General features: G+C 71.7%; 16 protein-coding genes. 13 read left to right on the top strand and 3 right to left on the bottom strand.

All coding sequences use genetic code 11. The features are described from left to right. Positions 1-33 precede the first annotated feature (33 nt). From bluB to guaB, 10 genes are all read left to right on the top strand, one after another. A complete protein-coding gene (bluB, locus tag EGX94_RS02505) occupies positions 34-1875 on the top strand; it encodes a 5,6-dimethylbenzimidazole synthase (RefSeq protein WP_123825847.1) in 1842 nt (613 codons plus the stop codon). Positions 1876-1888: 13 nt separating this feature from the next. Beyond that, positions 1889-2377: an NUDIX hydrolase gene (locus tag EGX94_RS02500; RefSeq protein WP_021796664.1), complete on the top strand. Its 489-nt coding sequence runs from the start codon at positions 1889-1891 to the stop codon at positions 2375-2377. 71 nt (positions 2378-2448) lie between these two features. Beyond that, positions 2449-3627 (top strand): class I SAM-dependent methyltransferase, encoded by a 1179-nt coding sequence (locus EGX94_RS14010; protein WP_123825845.1) that lies wholly within the window; start codon positions 2449-2451, stop codon positions 3625-3627. Between the two features lie 230 nt (positions 3628-3857). Further along, positions 3858-4499: an ABC transporter permease gene (locus EGX94_RS02490; RefSeq protein ID WP_021797074.1), complete on the top strand. Its 642-nt coding sequence runs from the start codon at positions 3858-3860 to the stop codon at positions 4497-4499. Then, on the top strand, positions 4496-5725 hold the full coding sequence (locus tag EGX94_RS02485) for an ATP-binding cassette domain-containing protein (RefSeq protein ID WP_021797092.1): 1230 nt from the start codon (positions 4496-4498) through the stop codon (positions 5723-5725). The genes EGX94_RS02490 and EGX94_RS02485 overlap by 4 nt, the downstream gene beginning before the upstream one ends. After that, entirely contained in the window at positions 5719-6459 is a 741-nt protein-coding gene (locus EGX94_RS02480) for an ABC transporter permease (protein WP_021797068.1), read from the top strand. The genes EGX94_RS02485 and EGX94_RS02480 overlap by 7 nt, the downstream gene beginning before the upstream one ends. A 1-nt stretch (position 6460) precedes the next feature. Further along, positions 6461-7444 (top strand): glycine betaine ABC transporter substrate-binding protein, encoded by a 984-nt coding sequence (locus EGX94_RS02475; RefSeq protein WP_021797081.1) that lies wholly within the window; start codon positions 6461-6463, stop codon positions 7442-7444. Between the two features lie 337 nt (positions 7445-7781). After that, positions 7782-8078: a co-chaperone GroES gene (groES, locus tag EGX94_RS02470; protein WP_021797066.1), complete on the top strand. Its 297-nt coding sequence runs from the start codon at positions 7782-7784 to the stop codon at positions 8076-8078. A gap of 15 nt (positions 8079-8093) precedes the next feature. Then, positions 8094-9686 carry a chaperonin GroEL gene (groL, locus tag EGX94_RS02465; protein ID WP_021797095.1) on the top strand — a complete coding sequence of 531 codons (1593 nt, stop codon included), beginning with the start codon at positions 8094-8096 and terminating at the stop codon, positions 9684-9686. A gap of 192 nt (positions 9687-9878) precedes the next feature. After that, the gene (guaB, locus tag EGX94_RS02460) at positions 9879-11414 is read left to right on the top strand and encodes an IMP dehydrogenase (protein WP_021797097.1); all 1536 of its coding nucleotides are present in this window, start codon (positions 9879-9881) and stop codon (positions 11412-11414) included. Between the two features lie 828 nt (positions 11415-12242). Here the strand turns inward: guaB and EGX94_RS02455 are convergent. Further along, a complete protein-coding gene (locus EGX94_RS02455; RefSeq protein ID WP_021797078.1) occupies positions 12243-13694 on the bottom strand; it encodes an amino acid permease in 1452 nt (483 codons plus the stop codon). Positions 13695-13710: 16 nt separating this feature from the next. Beyond that, complete coding sequence (gene ald / locus EGX94_RS02450) at positions 13711-14826, bottom strand: alanine dehydrogenase (RefSeq protein ID WP_021797065.1); 1116 nt, start codon at positions 14824-14826, stop codon at positions 13711-13713. Positions 14827-15095: 269 nt separating this feature from the next. Here ald and EGX94_RS02445 point away from each other — a divergent pair, with 269 nt between their 5' ends. Beyond that, on the top strand, positions 15096-16199 hold the full coding sequence (locus tag EGX94_RS02445) for a GuaB3 family IMP dehydrogenase-related protein (protein ID WP_021797091.1): 1104 nt from the start codon (positions 15096-15098) through the stop codon (positions 16197-16199). A gap of 72 nt (positions 16200-16271) precedes the next feature. After that, positions 16272-16583, top strand: coding sequence for a chorismate mutase (locus EGX94_RS02440; RefSeq protein ID WP_021797094.1), 312 nt, complete (start codon positions 16272-16274; stop codon positions 16581-16583). Positions 16584-16958: 375 nt separating this feature from the next. Here the strand turns inward: EGX94_RS02440 and cysK are convergent, their stop codons facing one another. After that, positions 16959-17885 carry a cysteine synthase A gene (cysK, locus tag EGX94_RS02435; protein ID WP_021797088.1) on the bottom strand — a complete coding sequence of 309 codons (927 nt, stop codon included), beginning with the start codon at positions 17883-17885 and terminating at the stop codon, positions 16959-16961. Between the two features lie 270 nt (positions 17886-18155). Here cysK and guaA point away from each other — a divergent pair, with 270 nt between their 5' ends. Further along, positions 18156-19709 (top strand): glutamine-hydrolyzing GMP synthase, encoded by a 1554-nt coding sequence (gene guaA / locus EGX94_RS02430; RefSeq protein ID WP_021797067.1) that lies wholly within the window; start codon positions 18156-18158, stop codon positions 19707-19709. Positions 19710-19792: the final 83 nt, after the last annotated feature.

Raw genomic sequence — 19792 nt, 5'->3', positions numbered from 1 at the left:
ACGCCCCTGGCGATCCACCGGTACCGTGGGCCCATGAGTGCGCACACCACCGAGTCCTCCGGTCGCATCTGGCGTCGCCCGGTGCCGCTCATCGGCGACGCGACGAGCTCGGCCGAACGCGACGACGACATCACCGGCTGGGCCTTCGACGACGCCACCCGCGCCGCCCTGGACCGTGTCATCGGCGCCCGCCGCGACATCCGCCGCTACCGGCCCGACGACGTGGCGGACGAGCTCGTCCGCGCCGTCATCGGGGCGGGCCACGGCGGCCCCAGCGTCGGCCAGTCCCAGCCGTGGCGCTTCCTCGTCGTGCGCGACCGCCGCACCCGTGAGCGCGCCGCCCTCATGGCCGACCGCGAACGGCTGCGCCAAGCGGCCGGCCTGACGCCCGACCGGAGGTCCCGGCTGCTCGACCTGCAGCTGGAGGGCATCCGGGAGGCCCCGCTCGGCCTCGTCGTCGCCTGCGACCGCCGCACCCCCGCCTCCGGGGTGCTCGGCCGCAACACCTTCCACGACGCCGACCTGTGGAGCTGCGCCGCCGCCATCGAGAACATGTGGCTCACCGCCCGCGCGGCCGGCCTCGGCATGGGCTGGGTGACGCTCATGCGCCCCGCCGAGCTCGCCGGTCTGCTGCACCTGCCCGCCGGCGTCGAGACCCTCGGCTGGCTGTGCCTGGGCTGGCCCGACGAACGCCCGCCCCTCCCCGGCCTCGAGCGCCGCGCCTGGTCGCACAAGCTGCCCCTGGACGAGGTGATCATGGCCGACCGCTGGCCCGAGAACGCGCCCCGGCCGCCGGTGAGCGGACTGCCCGGCGCCGCGCCGTCCCCCGAGACCGCGCCGCCCGCCCCGGTGCCCGGACCCGACCCCTCCTCGCCGCTGTGGAGCGAGCTCGCCGCCCCCGACCAGCGCCGCGTCGTGGCCGCCCGCGACCGGGCCGACGACCTGCTCACCCCGCCCGGCTCGCTGGGCAGGCTCGACCAGGCGCTCGACCGCACGGTCGCCGTCACCGGCGAGGAGGTCACCGCCGGCACCCTCGTCCTCGTCGCCGCCGACCACCCGATCGTCGAGCACGGCGTCTCGGCCTTCGACCAGTCGGTGACCCGCGAGGTCATGGACGCCGCGGCCGCCGGCCGCGCGGTCGGCGTCGTCACCGCGGTCGCCGCCGGCCTGGACACGATCCTCGTCGACGCGGGCGTCGCGGGCGAGCCCCTGGCCGGTGTCGAGCAGCTGCGCCCGGCCGGCCCCCGCGGCGACCTGGTGAACGCCCCGGCCATGACCGGCGGGGACACGGCCCGCCTCATCGCGGCCGGACGGGAACTCGGCCGGCGCGCCGCAGCCGGGGGGCTCGTCGCCCTCGGCGAGATCGGCGTGGCCAATACGACGGTCGCCTCCGCCTTGGCCAGTGCGCTCACCGGCATCAGCCCCGAGCGGGCCGTCGGCATCGGGGCCGGCTCGGACGCGGCGATGCTCGACCACAAGGCCGAGGTGCTCCGCGCCGTCTTCCGCCGCGTCGATCCGCAGGCGCTGCGCACGGATCCGGCCCGCACTCTCGCCGAGGTCGGCGGTCCGGAGTTCGCCGTGCTCGCCGGCGTGACGATCGGCGCCGCCGAGGCCGGGGCGATCGTCGTGCTCGACGGCCTGGCCACCTCGGTGGCCGCCCTGGCCGCCGTCGAGGTGACCCCGGCCGTCCAGCCCTACCTGGTCGCCGGGCAGGTCAGCCGCGAGTTCGCGCACCGCGAGGTGCTCACCGAACTCGGCCTGGAGCCGCTGCTCGACCTGCGCCTGCGCGCCGGCGAGGGGGTCGGCGCGTCCCTGGCCGCCCAGAGCCTGCTCACCGGCCTGGCCGTGCGCCGGGGCGCCGGCCGCACCCGCTGACAGGAGGTGGCCCGTGATCTGCCCGCAGCTGACCACCCTGGCCTTCGTGCTCCACCCCGACGGCGAGCGCGTCCTCATGGTGCACCGCACCGCCAGACCCGACGACGACCAGCTCGGCAAGTACAACGGGCTGGGCGGCAAGGTCGAGCGCGACGAGGACGTGGCCGCCGGCATGAAACGGGAGCTGCGCGAGGAGGCCCGCCTGGAGGTCGACCACATGAGCCTGGCCGGCACGGTCAGCTGGCCCGGCTTCAACCCGGACGGCTCGGACCAGTTCGGCTTCGTCTTCGTCGTCGACGCCTGGCACGGCGACATCCCCCCGGCCAACGAGGAGGGCCCGCTCGCCTGGGAGCGCATCGACCGGCTCGGCGAACTGGACATGTGGGAGGGCGACCGCTACTTCGTGCCGCTCGTCCTCGACCCCGACGTGCCCCAGTTCCACGCCGTCATCCCGTACGAGAACGGCCGCCCGACCGGCGCCCGCTGGACGGTCCTGCCCTGAGCCCCGGCCGCCCGTCACGAGCAGCGGGGCCGGCCCGCCGCGTGTCGGCCCGGCTCGAGTACCCTGCACGGGTGCACATCGAGCTCGCGCGCCGTCTGACCGGCCCCGAGGGGGCCGAGGCCGTCGCCGCCGCCGAGGCGCTGCCCGACCCCGACTCCCTGGCGGCCGCCGAGGCCATGCGCGCCGCCTTCGATCCCGAGCTGGCCGCGGCGGCCCTCACCCAGGCGGGGCTGCGCGCCCGGGCCCGCCGGAGAATGGGCCCGGGCGCCGCCCGCCTCTGGTGGACGCCCGACTCCGTCGAGCAGGCCTCCCGGCCGGCCGTCTCGCGCTGGCGAGCCGCCCGCCTCGTCGCCGCCGGCATCACCCGGGTCGTCGACCTCGCCTGCGGCGCCGGCGTCGACGCCCTGGCCTGCCTCGACGCAGGCTTGGACGTCACCGCCGTCGACATCGACCCGGCCACCGCCGAGTTCGCCGCCCGCAACCTGCCCGGCGCCCGTGTGCTCTGCGCCGACGCGGCCCGGGTCGGCGCTGACCTGACCGCCGGGGCGGACGGGCGCACCGCCGTCCTCCTCGATCCGGCCCGCCGCACCGCCCGCGGCCGCAGCTGGCGGCTCGCCGACCTGCGACCCGGCTGGGGATTCGTCCAGGACGTGCTCGCCGGCCCGACGAGCGCCGTCGTGAGGCTCGGCCCCGGAGCCCCGGCCGAGGCTCTGCCCGAGGCGGCCGAGGCGGTCTGGGTGAGCGAGCACCACGAGCTCGTCGAGTGCGGGCTGTGGCGGATCCCGGGTGCCGGGCCCGGGCGCGCGGCGCAGCTGCTGCCCTCCGGGGCCCTCGTCCGGGCCGAGCCCGACGCACCGGCGCCGCCCGTCCGCGCGCCGGGGCGCTACATCCTCGAACCCGACCCCGCCGTGAGCCGGGCGGGCGCCTCGGCCGCCATCGCGCCCGGCCTGTGGCGGCTCGCCGAGCGCGTCGCCTACCTCTCGTGCGACGAGCCCGTCCACGGCCCGCTCGCCGACTGCTTCGAGGTGCTCGAGGAACTGGACGCCGGGCCCGCCGCCCTGCGGGCCTGGGTGCGCGCCCACCGGGTCGGCGTCCTCGAGATCAAGAAGCGCGCCCTCGACCTCGACCCGGCGCAGCTGCGCCGACGGCTGCGCCCCTCCGGCCCGAACCGGGCCACCCTCCTCCTGAGCCCCACGACGGGTGGTGCGCGGGCTTTCGTCGTACGGCGGCTGGAGCGCCCCGCCCCGTGACCCCACCCCTGCGCGGCGCCGGTGGGGGAGGGGTCCCGCGGGCGCTCGGCACGAGTGCGGCCGGTGGGGAGCAGGACGCGGGAACGGCTCGCGCGAGGGCATCTGGTGGGGCTCCGAGGAGGGGGAAAGTCGCCGGAATGTGCATCGGGCCCGATCACGACCTATGGTGGACGGAAAGAGGCCCCCTGCTCCGAGGGGATCGTGCAGGACACCTGAGGACGGGGAGGACCATGGGAGCTTTTATCTCCGAACGCTGGGCGGACATCGCATTCCGCTCCTATCAGCATGCCAGCCTCGTCGCCCAGTCCGTGCTGCTGGCGACGGTCATCGCCGTCGCCCTGGCCGTCGTCGTCACGACCGTGCCGAGGCTCGAGCCCGTCGCCAACGCCATCTCGACGGTCGGTCTCACCATCCCGTCCTTCGCGCTGCTCGGCCTGCTCATCCCGCTGTGCGGCATCGGGACGGTCACCTCGGTGGCCGTCGTCACCTTCTACGCGGTGCTGCCCATCCTGCGCAACGCCGTCGTCGGCCTCCTCGGGGTCGACCGGGCGCTCATCGAATCGGCCCGCGGCATGGGCATGCGGACGGTCGGCGTCTTCCTCCGGATCAGGCTCCCCCTGGCCTGGCCCGTCATCCTCACCGGACTGCGCGTCTCGACGCAGATGTCCATGGGCATCGCCGCCGTCGCCGCCTACGCGCTCGGGCCGGGCCTCGGCTCGTACATCTTCACCGGGCTGGCCCAGATCGGCGGCAAGAACGCCCTCAACTACGCCGTCGTCGGAACCGTCGGCATCGTCATCGTGGCACTCCTCGCCGATGCGGTGCTCGTCGGCGTCGGCCGCCTCACCATCCCGAAGGGAATCCGTTCATGAGCCAGACCTCGACCGCCACCGGCAGCGAGATCGTCTTCGCCGACGTCGTGAAGCGCTACCCCGGGCAGGGGCGGGCAGCCGTCGATCATCTCAGCCTCACCATCCCCGCCGGGAGGATCGTCACCTTCGTCGGCGTCTCCGGCTGCGGCAAGACGACGAGCCTCAAGATGATCAACCGGCTCATCGAGCCCACGAGCGGCACGATCACCATCGACGGGCGGGACACCCGAAGCCTCGACGCCGACGAGCTGCGCCGGCGCATCGGCTACGTCATCCAGGGCGGGAGCCTGTTCCCCCACATGACGGTCGGCGCCAACGTCGCCGTCGTCCCCAAGCTGCTCGGCTGGAACAAGAGGCGCATCGCCCGTCGCACCGACGAGCTCCTCGAGATGGTGGGCCTCGACCCCGCCGCCTACCGCGACCGCTACCCGAAGGAGCTGTCCGGCGGTCAGCAGCAGCGCGTCGGGGTCGCCCGGGGCCTGGCCGCCGACCCGCCCGTCCTGCTCATGGACGAGCCCTTCGGCGCCGTCGACCCGATCACCCGCACCCACCTCCAGGACGAGCTGCTCGACGTGCAGGCCCAGCTGCACAAGACCATCGTGTGCGTCACCCACGACATCGACGAGGCCATCAAGCTCGGCGACCGCATCCTCGTGCTGCAGGACCAGGCGCGCATCGCCCAGTACGGCACGGCCTCCGAGATCCTCACGAACCCGGCCGACGACTTCGTCGCCGACTTCACCGGCGGCGGCTCGACCCTGCGACGCCTCGCCCTGGAGAGGGTCTCCTCGATCGAGCTGGAGAGCGCCGTCCTCGTCCGCGGCGGGGACCCCGTGGCACGCGTCCTCGCCCAGGCCCGCGAGCGCGGCACGAACCAGGTCGTCGTCGTCGACGGGCGGAACCACCCGGTGGACTGGTACTGGACGAACACCCTGCGGGGCGAGCGGGTGCAGGTCAGGCCCGGGCGCCAGCCGATCCTCCTCGACGAGGACGCCACCCTCGACGCGGTCCTCGACGCGCTCGTCACCTCGTTCCACGAGGGCGCCCTCGTCGTCGACCACGCGGGCGAGTTCCTCGGCGTGGCCACCTTCGACGAGATCACGCGGTTCGTGCGAAGGCTCAGCGCCGAGCCGGTCGACGAGTCGCCCGCCGAGGGCGCCCAGCGGCCGGGCGAGATCGAGGGGGAGAGCCGTCCCGACGGGGCGGGGCAGGAGCCGTCATGCTGAACCGCCTCTCCGCCGACGACCGCAGGTTCCTGCTCGGGATCCCCGTCGCCGTCGTCGTCATCTTCGCCGGCTGGCTCCTCTGGCGCTGCACCGCCGACCTCGACGACATCGAGTCCCGTCAGCTCGCCTGGGGCACGATCGGCGAGCTGACCGTCCAGCACATCGTGCTCACGCTCATCTGCACCGTCGTCGTGCTCGTCACCGCCATCCCCATCGGCATCCTGCTCACCCGCCCGGGCATCAAGCGGGCGGCGCCGGTCGTCCTGGTGATCGCCAACGCCGGTCAGGCGGCGCCCGTCATCGGGCTCGTCGTGCTCCTGGCCATGGCGATGGGCTTCGGCACCGCCACCGCCGTCGTCGCGCTGAGCATCTACGCCTTCCTCCCGGTGCTCCAGAACACCATCACGGGCCTCCAGGGCGTCGACCGCGGCCTCATCGAGGCCGGGCGCGGCATGGGCATCTCGGCGGTGGGCGTGCTCATGCGCATCGAGCTGCCCCTGGCCGCGAAGGTCATCATGGCCGGCGTGCGCACGGCGCTCGTCCTGCTCGTGGGCACGGCCAGCTTCGCCACCTTCATCAACGCCGGCGGGCTGGGCGCCCTCATCCAGACGGGGATCACCCTGTTCCGCTTCCGAATCCTCGTCTCCGGCGCCATCCTCGTGGCCCTCCTGGCGCTCCTCGTGGAGTGGGCCGGGCAGGTGCTGCAACTGATCGTCGAGCCGAAGGGACTGTGAGATGACCCGAGCCGTTCCCCGAATCCGCCGTCTCGTCGTCCTGCCGGCCCTGGCCCTGTGCCTCCTGCTCGCCTCGTGCGGGCTCGGCACCTCCGGCGGTTTCACGCGCTCCGGCCATCTCGCCGGCGATCTGGCCGACATCGACCTGAGCGGGACGAGCATCTCCGTGGGCTCCAAGAGCTTCACCGAGCAGCTCGTGCTCGGCAAGATCGCCGTCATCCTCCTCGAGTCGGCCGGGGCCGACGTGTCCGATCTCACCGGCATCCCCGGCTCCTCGTCGACCCGGCAGGCGCTCCTGAGCGATCAGATACAGATGATGTGGGAGTACAACGGCACGGGTTGGATCAGCTACCTCGGCCACTCCGATCCCATCGCCGACCCGCAGGCCCAGTACGAGGCCGTCCGCGACGAGGACGCCAGGCTCAACAACCTCGTCTGGCTGTCCCCGGTGCCCGCGAACAACACGTACGGCTTCGCCATGAACGCGAGCACCGCGCAGCGTCTGGGCGTCACGAAGTTCTCCGAGCTGACCTCCCTCGATCCCTCCGAGCTGACCTTCTGCCTCGAGAGCGAGTTCGCCAACCGCAACGACGGCTTCGAGCCGATGGCCCGGCGCTACGGCCTCGACCCCGGCTCGACGCAGCGCATGGTCATGGACACCGGCGCCATCTACTCGGCCACGGCCGAGGGGGTGTGCAACTTCGGCGAGATCTTCACCACCGACGGGCGCATCCAGGCGCTCGACCTGACGGTTCTCGCCGACGACCTGCACTTCCTGCCGAACTACAACGCCTCACCCGTGCTGCCCCGTGAGGTCTACGACCGGAACCCGGCCGCCTACGACGAGCTGTTCGGCGCCGTCTCCCCCCTGCTCACCGACCAGGAGCTCATCGCCATGAACGCCCAGGTCGACGTGGACGGCCGTGAGCCGGCCGACGTGGCCCGCGACTGGCTCATCGGCAAGGGCATCATCACCGACGGCTGATGTGTGGGTGTTCTCTGTCGGGCCTCCCATGCATGCCGGCATCCCCGGGCCCGGTCCCGGAGACGATCCACGAATCCGCACTGCGGGGCCCTGGCCCATCAAGACCCGGAAACCCGCCACCCCCGCAGAGCCCGAGCGCCATCGGTGGCGCCCCGTGCTCCGACCCGGAGCCCTGGCACTCGGCTTGATCGAGTGCTAAAGCGGGTATAACTTGGTCCTTGGCGCTCCCGGTAGGGGAGTGCCAGTCCAGGGGATGGCACCGCGACGACGTCCCGCTGGTCGACACAGCCGAGAAACCCGCGCCGAAAGGCGCTGACTAGTGAGAAAGGGGTTTGACGTGGCCACCACGATCAAGCCGCTCGAGGACCGCGTCCTCGTTCTGCCTCTGGAAGCCGAGACCACCACCGCTTCGGGCCTGGTGATCCCCGACACCGCCAAGGAGAAGCCGCAGGAGGGCAGGGTCATCGCCGCCGGCCCCGGCCGCGTGGACGACAAGGGCGTCCGCGTCCCCATGGACGTCTCCGAGGGCGACGTCGTCGTCTTCAGCAAGTACGGCGGCACCGAGGTCAAGTACAACGGCGAGGACTACCTCCTGCTCAACGCCCGCGACATCCTCGCGGTCGTCGAGAAGTAAGGCGGGCCGGTACTCATGGCTAAGCAGCTCCAGTTCGACGAGGAGGCCCGCCGCTCCCTCGAGCGCGGCGTCGACGTCCTCGCCAACACCGTCAAGGTGACGCTCGGCCCCAAGGGCCGTTACGTCGTCCTCGACAAGTCGTGGGGCGCCCCCACGATCACCAACGACGGCGTGACCGTCGCCAAGGAGGTCGAGCTCGACGACCCCTACGAGAACCTCGGCGCCCAGCTCGCCAAGGAGGTCGCGACCAAGACCAACGACATCGCCGGCGACGGCACCACCACCGCCACCGTGCTCGCCCAGGCCATGGTCCACGAGGGTCTGCGCGCCGTGGCCTCCGGCACCAACCCGGTCGGCCTCAAGCGCGGCATCGAGAAGGCCGTCGCGGCGATCACCGAGTCGCTGCGGGGGGCGGCCCGCGAGGTTCAGACCACCGCTGACATGGCGAATGTCGCCACCATCAGCTCCCGCGAGGAGGAGATCGGCCGGATCATCGCCGACGCCTTCGACAAGGTGGGCAAGGACGGCGTCATCACCGTCGAGGAGTCCCAGACCCTCGGCACCGAGCTCGAGTTCACCGAGGGCATGCAGTTCGACAAGGGCTACATCTCCCCGTACTTCGTCACCGACCAGGATCGCATGGAGGCTGTCCTCGACAACCCCTACATCCTCATCAACGACGGCAAGATCTCCTCGATGAACGACCTGCTGCCGCTGCTCGAGAAGGTCATCGCGGCGAAGGGCCAGCTCGTCGTCATCGCCGAGGACGTCGACGGTGAGGCGCTGTCGACCCTCGTGGTGAACAAGATCCGCGGCACCTTCACCTCCGTGGCCGTCAAGGCCCCGGCCTTCGGTGACCGCCGCAAGGCGATCCTCGAGGACATCGCGATCCTCACCGGCGGCCAGGTCGTCTCCGAGACCGTCGGCCTCAAGCTCAACGAGGTCGGCCTCGAAGTCCTCGGCCGCGCCCGCCGCGTCGTCGTGACGAAGGACGCGACGACCATCGTTGAGGGCGGCGGCGACGCCTCTGCCGTCGAGGCCCGCGTCAAGCAGCTGCACGCCGAGATCGAGCGCACCGACTCCGACTGGGATCGCGAGAAGCTCAACGAGCGCGTCGCGAAGCTGGCCGGCGGTGTCTGCGTCATCCAGGTCGGTGCGGCCACCGAGGTGGAGCTCAACGAGAAGAAGCACCGCATCGAGGACGCCGTGTCCGCCACGCGCGCCGCGATCGAGGAGGGCATCGTCGCCGGCGGCGGCGCCGCCTTCATCCACGCCGCCTCGTCCGTCGACGGCCTCGGCTTGGCCGGCGACGAGAAGGTCGGCGCCCAGATCGTCCAGAGGGCGGTCGTCGAGCCGACCCGCTGGATCGCCGAGAACGGCGGCGAGCAGGGCTACGTCATCGTCTCGCGGATCGCCGACATGGCCGCCAACGAGGGCTACAACGCCCGGACCGGCGAGTACGGCAACCTCATCGACCAGGGCGTCATCGACCCGGTGAAGGTCACGCGCTCGGCCCTGGCCAACGCCGCCTCCATCGCCGGCCTGCTGCTCACCACCGAGACCCTCGTGGTGAACAAGCCCGACGAGGACGACGACGACAAGAAGTGAGCCGCTGAGCCCACGCACCGCAGAGGGCGGTCGGACACCGGTCCGGCCGCCCTCGCGCGTCCCGGCCCGAAGCCGCGAGCCCGACGGGAGGACCGCGCGAGGGCGCGGGGCGGTCCGCCCGCCCGGCGCCGGACTCACTAGACTTGGTCCCACCGTCGAGCGAGGAGAGGTCGAGCGAGGAGAGGGTGTCACATGGCACGGGAGACGGCGAGCAGCAGGCTCGAGGCGGAGCGGGAGACCGGTGAGATCGCGCCCTTGGCGCTGACCTTCGACGACGTCCTCCTCATCCCGCGCGAGACTGACGTGATCCCCTCCGAGGTCAGCACCAGCTCGCGCGTCACCAGGCGCATCACCCTCAACGTGCCGCTCATCTCCGCCGCTATGGACACCGTCACGGAGTCCGCCATGGCCATCGCCATGGCCCGCGAGGGCGGTCTGGGCATCATCCACCGCAATCTGTCCGTCGAGGACCAGGCCGCCATGGTCGACCGGGTGAAGCGCTCCGAGGCAGGCATGGTCGTCGAGCCCATCACCATCGGTCCCGACATGAGCCTCGCCGACGTCGACGCGCTGTGCGCCACCTTCCACATCAGCGGCGTCCCCGTCGTCGCCGAGGACATGACGCTGCTCGGCATCATCACGAACCGCGACATGCGCTTCGAGACCGACTCGGCCCGCCCGGTGCGCGAGGTGATGACGCCCATGCCGCTCGTCACGGCGCCCGAGGGCATCGCCTCCGACGACGCGCTGGCCCTGCTGGCCCGCAACAAGATCGAGAAACTGCCGCTCATCGACGACGCCGGCCGGCTCAAGGGCCTCATCACGCTCAAGGACTTCGTGAAGTCCGACCAGTTCCCGCTGGCGAGCAAGGACCCGCAGGGCCGCCTGCGGGTCGGCGCCTCGATCGGCTTCTACGGCGACGCCTTCCAGCGCGCCATGGCGCTCGTCGAGGAGGGCGTCGACGTCCTCGTCGTCGACACCGCGCACGGCCACTCCAGGGCCGAGATGGACATGATCGCCCGCCTCAAGGCCGAGCCGGCCGCGAAGGACGTCGACGTCGTCGGCGGCAACGTCGCCACCTTCGAGGCCGCCGGGGCCCTGTGCGAGGCCGGCGCGGACGCCGTCAAGGTCGGGGTCGGCCCCGGCTCGATCTGCACGACCCGCGTCGTCGCCGGTGTCGGCGTCCCCCAGGTCACGGCCATCGCCGAGGCCGCCTGCGCCTGCCGGCCCTTCGGCGTCCCGGTCATCGGCGACGGCGGCCTGCAGTACTCCGGCGACGTCGCCAAGGCCATCGTGGCGGGCGCGGACACGGTCATGCTCGGCTCCCTGCTCGCAGGCTGCGACGAGAGCCCCGGCGAGCTCGTCTTCATCAACGGCAAGCAGTTCAAGGAGTACCGCGGCATGGGCTCCCTCGGCGCCATGGCCACCCGCGGCCGCAGGATGAGCTACTCGAAGGACCGCTACTTCCAGGCCGACGTCACGAGCAACGACAAGATCGTCCCCGAGGGCATCGAGGGCCAGGTGCCCTACCGCGGCCCTCTGGGAGCCGTCGTCTACCAGCTCATCGGGGGGGTGCACCAGGCCATGTTCTACTCGGGCGCCCGCACGATCGACCAGCTCCAGGAGCGGGGACGCTTCGTGCGCATCACCTCGGCCGGCCTGCGCGAGAGCCACCCGCACGACATCCAGATGACCGTCGAGGCCCCGAACTACTCCTCGCACGACTGAGACGGGCACCCCGGGGTCGGCCCCTGAGAGGGGCAGTGGCGGGGCGGACGGACGACGGGCTGCCCGGGACGATCGTCTCGCGGACGGAGCACGATGCCGACCAGGTGGTTCGTTGTCATTCGGCGGAGATCGCGGCGCCGGTCGGTTGTCGCCGCATGGCGTCGGGCCATGTCCGCATGACGTCCGGCGGGATGGCGCCCGTGCTGCGGCCGCGGCTGACCCCGGTCGGGACGACGCCCGGTGCCGGGGTGCCTCTGCTCCCCGCGGTGGGGGGTCGGTCCGCAGTCCCATGGAACTCGGGCCACAGGCCCTCTGCTCCCCGCGGAGGGGGGTCGGCTGGGCCGCGAACCCGTACTCGTAGGCGGGCAACGACCCGGTCGGCATGTCCGGCCCGATCGGGCTGCGCTCGTTGAGCGACGCGCTCAGCTTGAGACTCATCCCGAGGAACGCAGAAGGCGATACGGCCCCACCCCGCGATCGGGATGCTCACCCCCATCGAGCACGAGCGCGCCCACAAGACACCGAGCATGGCCTCGAGGTCATCAAGGGCGGCAACCAGCCCCTACCCCAGACCACCGCAACCGGACGGACGAGCCCCCGCAAAACCCAAGGCTTGACACGGGGCCCGGACGAGCTCGCGCCCGCAGGACTCCGCTCAGGGCCTCGGCGACGACTGCCATTCGCCTCGGCGGATCTGCGGGAGCCGTCCGCGCGGCATCCGGACGACCGCCGTCCCGAACCGCTCCTCGCGCGAGCACGGGCTCGGTTCGCGACGGCCCCACGACGGGAGGGGCGCCCCACCGCAGGGGCGCCCCCGTCGCTCGCGGATCAGTCCGCCGCGGCTGCCGGCGTCTTGACGACGGCCGGCCGGCCCGCGAAGCGGAGCCGCCAGACGACGGCCAGGGCGATGAACCACAACGGCGTCAGGACCAGGGCGACGCGCGTCTCCTCGTCGAGCGCCAGGATCGCGATCATGCCGAGGAAGAACACCAACACGACCCACGGCATGAAGACGGCGCCCGGCACCCTGAAGGAGGCCTGCGCGTGAGCCTGCGGGAACTTCCTGCGGTACATGATGTAGGCCACCATGATGAGCGACCAGATGAACAGCACGAGGATCGACGACACGCTCGAGATGAGCTGGAAGGCCCGCATCACCGTACCGCCGATCTTCAGCACCGGGAAGGCGATGAAGACGAGCGCCCCGGACAGCACCAGCGCGTTGGCCGGCACGTGCCGACCCGACAGCCTGGCGAACCGTTTCGAGGCGTAGCCCGTGTCGGCCAGACCGTAGAGCATCCGCGAGGTGGAGAAGATCCCCGAGTTCGAACTGGACGACGCCGAGGTCAGCACCACGAAATTCATGACACTGGCCGCCGCCACCAGACCGGCGAGGTTGAACACGTTGACGAAGGGGCTCATCTCGGGACTCACCCTGTCCCAGGGCGTGACCGCCATGATGGCGGCCAGCGCCAGGACGTAGAAGATGATGATGCGCACCGGGATGGCGTTGATCGCCTTCGGCAGTGTCTTGTGCGGGTCGGCCGTCTCCGCCGCCGCCGTGCCGATCAACTCGGTTCCGATGAACGAGAAGATCGCCAGCTGGAACGCCGCCAGGAAACCGGTCAGGCCGGTCGGGAAGACGCCCCCGTGACTCCACAGGTAGGTGACCGAGGCCACTGTGCCGTCCGGCGAGGTGAACCCGGTCGTCACCATGTACGCGCCGACCAGGATCAGCGCGATGATCGCGATGATCTTGATGAGCGCGAACCAGAACTCGAGCTCTCCGAACAGCTTCACCGTCAGAAGGTTCGAGCCCAGCAGCGCCAGCAGCAGCGCCGCCGTGCAGATCATCGAGACGTTCAGGTTCCCGATCCAGAAGTCGAAGTAACCGATGATGGCGATCATCTCGGCCGCGGCGGTGACGACCCACAGGACCCAGTAGGTCCAGCCGGTGAAGAAACCGGCCCATGGGCCGATCATCTCCCGCGAGAAGTCCTGGAACGACTTGAAGCGCAGGTCGTGCAGGAACATCTCGCCCATGGCCCGCATCACGAAGAAGAGCATGAGCCCGATGATGAGGTAGGCCAGCAGCAGGGAGGGCCCGGCAAGGCTGATGGCCTTGCCGGATCCCATGAACAGACCGGTGCCGATGGCCCCGCCGATGGCGATGAGTTGGATGTGACGGTTCGAGAGCTCCCTGTTGAGCGCTCTGACGTCCCCGCCGGGTCTCGCGGCGGGGACGTCCGGGGACGGGGGCGCCGTCTCGTTGCCTGTCATGAGGCCCTCCTGAGGGTCAGACCAGAACGGATTCCAGGGGCGTGGTCTCCATGCCGAGGGCCTCACCCACACCGGCGAAGACTAGCCTGCCCGCGTGCGCGTTGAGCCCCAGGGCCAGGGCGTGGTCGTCCCTCAGCGCCTGCTTCCAGCCCTTGTCGGCGAGCTGGATCGCAAAGGGGAGGGTGGCGTTCGCCAGAGCCTGGGTGGAGGTGTTCGGGACGGCGCCGGGCATGTTGGCGACGCAGTAGAACACCGAGTCGTGCACCGGGAAGGTGGGATCGGCGTGCGTCGTCGGGCGGCTGTCCTCGAAGCAGCCGCCCTGGTCGATGGCGACGTCCACGAGGACCGAGCCGGGCTTCATGGCGGCGACCATGTCGTCGGTGACGAGCTTGGGCGTCTTGGCGCCGGGGATGAGGACGGTGCCGATGACCAAGTCGGCGGTGAGCACCTGCTCGCGAACCGCCAGCGCGGTGCTAGCCAGCCCCTGGATGCGGTTGTCGAAGTCCCAGATGATGCGGTGGAGCTTGCGCAGGTCGACGTCGAGGATCGTGACGTCGGCGCCCATGCCGAGCGCGATCCGTGCCGCGTTCTGACCGGCCGTGCCGGCGCCGAGGACGACGACCTTGGCCTTCTGGACGCCGCCGACGCAGCCGAAGAGGACGCCTCGTCCGCCTGCCGCCTTCATGAGATGAGCCGCACCGACCTGCGGGGCCAGGCAGCCGGCGACCTCTGACATCGGCGACAGCAGCGGCAGCGAGCCGTCGTCGCGCTGGACGGTCTCGTAGGCGATGGCGGTGGTGCCCGCACCGAGCAGGGCCTCGGTCTGCGGGCGGTCGGCGGCCAGGTGCAGATAGGTGAACAGCACCTGGTCGGAGGTCAGGAAGCGGTACTCGCTCTCGATCGGTTCCTTCACCTTGAGCACCATCTCGCCGGCGGCCCATGTCGCCTCGGCGCCCTCGACGATCCGCGCGCCCTGGGCGGTGAACTCCTCGTCCGTGAAGGACGAGCCCGCCCCGGCGCCGGCCTGGACGTAGACCTCGTGTCCGCGGCGGGTCAACTCGTGCACTCCGACGGGCGTGATGGCGATGCGGAACTCGTTGTTCTTGATCTCGGTGGGGACGGCGATGCGCATGGTCTGCTCCTCGGTGAGTTGGCTACGAGAATTGCCACTGACACGATAGGTTCGGCGGGCCTGTGGTGGGAAGACCGCCACGACGGAGACCCCAGCGCGGTGCGGGCGCTCCTGCGCGTTCGTGCAGGATCGTCCGGAACGGTGAGTGGGGGATCGCGCGGGCGAATAACCTTGCCTCTTCGCCCATTCGGCGCCCACGTGGTCCCCCGGACGGCCCGACCGGGGCCCGGGCCGGTAGATTTGTCCTCGCAGACCGCGATCGGAGGACTATGTACGACATCGGACGCAGCAAGCGCGCGCCGAAGGCTTTCTCGCTGGACGACGTGGCGATCGTTCCCTCGAGGCGTACGCGGGACCCCGAGCTGGTGGACCTCTCGTGGAAGATCGATGCCGTCGAGTTCGACTTCCCGCTCGTGGCCGGCCCCATGGACTCCGTCATGAGCCCCGCCACCGCCGTCGCCTTCGGCCGGCTGGGCGGCCTCGGCGCGCTCAACCTCGAAGGCCTGTGGGCCCGCTACGAGGACCCCGAGCCGCTCTTCGCCGAGCTCGCCGCCATCACCGACGAGGTCGAGGCGACGCGGCGCATGCAGCAGATCTATGCGGAGCCGATCAAGGCCGAGCTCATCACGACCCGGCTCGACGAGATCCGCGCCGCCGGCGTGCCGGTCGCCGGCGCCCTGTCGCCCCAGCGCGCCGCCGAGTTCGCCTCGGTCGTCGAGAGCGCCGGCGTCGACTTCTTCATCATCCGCGGTACGACCGTCTCGGCCGAGCACGTGAGCGAGCAGGGCGAGCCCCTCGATCTCAAGGAGTTCATCTACGACCTCGACGTGCCCGTCATCGTCGGCGGCTGCGCCAGCTACCAGACCGCCCTCCACCTCATGCGCACCGGTGCGGCCGGCGTCCTCGTCGGTTTCGGCGGCGCCGCCACGAGCACGACGCGTCAGGTGCTCGGCATCGAGGTGCCGATGGCCTCGGCCATCGCCGACGTCGCCGAGGCGCGCCGTGACTACCTCGACGAGTCGGGCGGTCGCTACGTCCACATCATCGCCGACGGCGCCATGGGCACCTCCGGCCACATCGTCAAGGCGATCGCCTCCGGCGCCGACGCTGCCATGATCGGTGGCCCGCTGGCCCGCGCCGTCGAGGCCCCGGGCAAGGGCTGGCACTGGGGCGCCGAGGCCTGGCACGCCACGCTGCCCCGCGGGCGGCGCGTCCGCTACGACTCGGTCGGCTCCCTCGAGGAGGTGCTCCTCGGGCCGAGCACCGTCACCGACGGCACGATGAACCTCGTCGGCGCCCTGCGGCGGGCCTTGGCGACCACCGGCTACCAGGACCTCAAGGAGTTCCAGCGCATCGACCTGGTCATCCGCTGACCCGGCCACCCGCCGGGCCCCTCCTCGGCGGCCGGGACGGGCCGCCCCCGTGCCATTCACTAGGCTCGTGACATGAGCGATGAACGCGACCAGGCCCTCGACGCCCCGCCCGAGCTCACGCGGCTGCGCGGTTCGATCGACAACCTCGACGCGGCCGTGATCCACATCATGGCCGAGCGCTTCAAGATCACCCAGCGCGTCGGCGAGCTCAAGGCCGAGCTCGGGCTGCCCGCCTCCGACCCGGGGCGCGAGGCGGTCCAGATCGCGCGGCTGCGCGAGCTGGCCGCCGAGTCGCACCTCGACCCGGAGTTCGCCGAGAAACTGCTGGGCTTCATCGTCTCCGAGGTCGTGCGGCACCACACGGAGATCGCGAAGCGGGCCTGACCCGCCGCCCCGGCGGCCGCACCGGGACGCCCGACGTGGACCGGCTCGACCGTTGTCGGAGCAGCGGCCGGTGTCGGAGCGCAGCGGCCGGCCGCCCGCGGTGATGCCTCCAGCGTCCGCCCGGTCCGGGGGCGTCCGGGGCCGACGCGGGCATCGCGGCCTCCGACGGCCCGCAGGTCATCGGTCACGGCGGGCCCTGGCCCTGGACCTCGTGGCGCGGGGCGTCGTCCTCCGCGCCCGTGCGGCCGGCCGGACCATGGGCCAGGATCCCCGGGCGCGGGGTCATCGCTCATTCGGCCCATGAGCGCACGGCGGTCGTGCGCCTGTGACGCCGGTCGTCCATCGCGCCGCCGGGGCGACCGCGGGATTGCCGGCTCAGCCGTCCATGACGTCGGCGAACAGGGGAGTGGACAGATAGCGCTCGCCGAAGTCGCAGACGATGGCGACGATCGTCCGCCCGGCGAACTCGGGGCGCGCGGCGACCTCGAGGGCAGCGGCGACGGACGCGCCCGAGGAGATGCCGCAGACGATGCCCTCCTCGGTGCCGAGCCGGCGGGCCATGTCGATGGCGTGCGGGGTGTTGACAGTGAGGACCTCGTCGACGACGCTCGCGTCGTAGTTGGCCGGGACGAAGTTGGCGCCCAGCCCCTGGATGCCGTGGCCGCCGGCCTGGCCCTTGGTGAGCAGCGGCGACTCGTCGGGCTCGACGGCGAACACCCGGAGGGCGGGGTTCTTTTCCTTGAGGTATTTCCCGGTGCCGCTGATGGTGCCGCCGGTGCCGACGCCGTCGACCACGGCGTCGACCCTGCCCTCGGTGTCGGTCCAGATCTCGGGGCCGGTCGTGGCGTAGTGCGCGGCCGGGTTCGCCGGGTTGTCGAACTGGCGGGCCAGGACGCCGCCGCGCTCGGCGGCGATGCGCTCGGCCGCGGCGACGGCGCCCCTCATGCCCTCGGCGGCCGGGGTGAGGACGAGCTCAGCGCCGAAGGCGCGCAGCATGGCGCGCCGCTCGCGGCTCATCGACTCGGGCATCGTGAGGACGACGCGGTAGCCGCGGGCAGCGCCGACCATGGCCAGAGCGATGCCGGTGTTGCCGCTCGTGCCCTCGACGATCGTGCCGCCGGGCCGCAGCTCGCCGCTGGCCTCGGCCGCCTCGACGATGGCCACGCCGATGCGGTCCTTCACCGAGTTGGCCGGGTTGCAGTACTCGAGCTTCGCCAGGACGGTCGCGCCGGTGCCGTTGACCCGGTTGAGGCGCACGAGCGGGGTGCGGCCGACGAGCTGTGTCACGTCGTTGTAGATCATGGTTGAACCCTAGTGCCCGTCGCGTCCGCCGGCCCCGTCGTCCGGCCCGGCGGCTCCCGTCGTCCGCACCTCACGTATGCGCTCCCACCTCACTTTCGTGCTCGCACCTCGGATGTATCCCGGGTGCGAGCACGAAAGTGAGGTGGGAAGCAGGGGGTGGAGCTCGGGCGCGGGGTGTGAGGCCTGCCGGCGTGTTGACGTTCACGACGGGGCAGGGGTCTGGTGCGGGGTCGAGCCGGGGCGCGGGGTCCGGGCACTAGAATCCGTCGCATGCCCACGAGCCATGATCTCGTGCTGGTCGTCGATTACGGCGCGCAGTACGCGCAGTTGATCGCCCGGCGCGTCCGCGAAGCACACGTCTACTCCGAGATCGTCCCCCACGACACGTCCGTGGACGAGATCCTCGCGCGCAGACCCGCGGCCGTCATCCTGTCCGGCGGCCCCGCCTCGGTGTACGCCGACGGGGCCCCGCGGGTCGACCCCGCGCTGTTCGAGGCGGGCGTCCCCGTCCTCGGCATCTGCTACGGCTTCCAGGCCATGTCCGACGCCATGGGCGGGCGGGTCGAGCGCACCGGGGACTCCGAGTACGGCCGCACCGCCGTGACGGTCGAGGAGCCGGGCCGTCTGCTGAAGGGCATGGCCCCCGACTCCTCGGTGTGGATGAGCCACGGCGACTCGGTGACGAGGGCCCCCGCCGGCTTCACCGTGCTCGCCCGCACCGACGGTGCCCCGGTGGCCGCCATCGAGGACCTCGACCGGAGGCTGGCCGGCGTCCAGTGGCATCCCGAGGTGCTGCACTCGCAGTACGGCCAGCAGGTGCTCGAGCACTTCCTCCACGACATCGCCGGCTGCCACCGCACCTGGAGCAGCTCGTCGATCGTCGACGAGCAGGTGCGGGCCATCCGCGAACGGGTCGGCGACCGACGCGTCCTGTGCGGCCTGTCGGGCGGCGTCGACTCGGCCGTCGCCGCGGCGCTCGTCCAACGGGCCATCGGCGACCAGCTCACCTGCGTCTTCGTCGACCACGGGCTGCTGCGCAAGGGCGAGGCCGAGCAGGTGCGCACCGACTTCGTCGCGGTCACCGGCGTCGACCTCGTCGTCGTGGACGAGTCGGAGCGCTTCCTGGCCGCCCTGGCCGGCGTCACCGATCCGGAGGCCAAGCGCAAGATCATCGGCCGCGAATTCATCCGCTCCTTCGAGGCCGCCGCTCGTCGGATCGCCGGTGACAAGGGCATCGACTTCCTGTGCCAGGGCACGCTGTACCCCGATGTCGTCGAGTCCGGCGGTGGCGACGGCGCATCCAGCATCAAGAGCCACCACAACGTCGGCGGCCTGCCCGACGACCTGCGGTTCGAGCTCGTCGAGCCGCTGCGCACCCTGTTCAAGGACGAGGTGCGCGCCGTCGGCACCGAGCTCGGCCTGCCCGAGTCCATGGTGCGGCGCCAGCCGTTCCCCGGCCCGGGCCTGGGCATCCGCATCATCGGTGAGGTGACCCGCGAGCGCCTCGACCTGCTGCGCGAGGCCGACGCGATCGCCCGCGCCGAGCTCACCGCGGCCGGCCTGGACCGCCAGGTCTGGCAGATGCCGGTCGTGCTGCTCGCCGACGTTCGCTCGGTGGGCGTGCAGGGTGACCACCGCACCTACGGCCACCCCGTCGTGCTGCGCCCGGTGAGCAGCGAGGACGCGATGACCGCCGACTGGTCGCGTCTTCCCCACGAGGTCATCGAGCGCATCAGCACCCGCATCACGAACGAGTGCCCTCAGGTCAACCGCGTCGTGCTCGACTGCACCTCCAAGCCGCCGGGGACCATCGAGTGGGAGTAGACGTGGCCGACGCGAGACAGGGCCGCATTCTTCGTGGATTTCATGCGTCGTTCCGGACGTGATCGGGACATGCGGGGCGAGGT

It is taken from the genome of Propionibacterium acidifaciens (assembly GCF_003798325.1).
In the GTDB taxonomy this organism is placed as follows: Bacteria; Actinomycetota; Actinomycetes; order Propionibacteriales; family Propionibacteriaceae; genus Propionibacterium; species Propionibacterium acidifaciens.
This window is presented reverse-complemented; position numbering and strand designations above follow the sequence as displayed.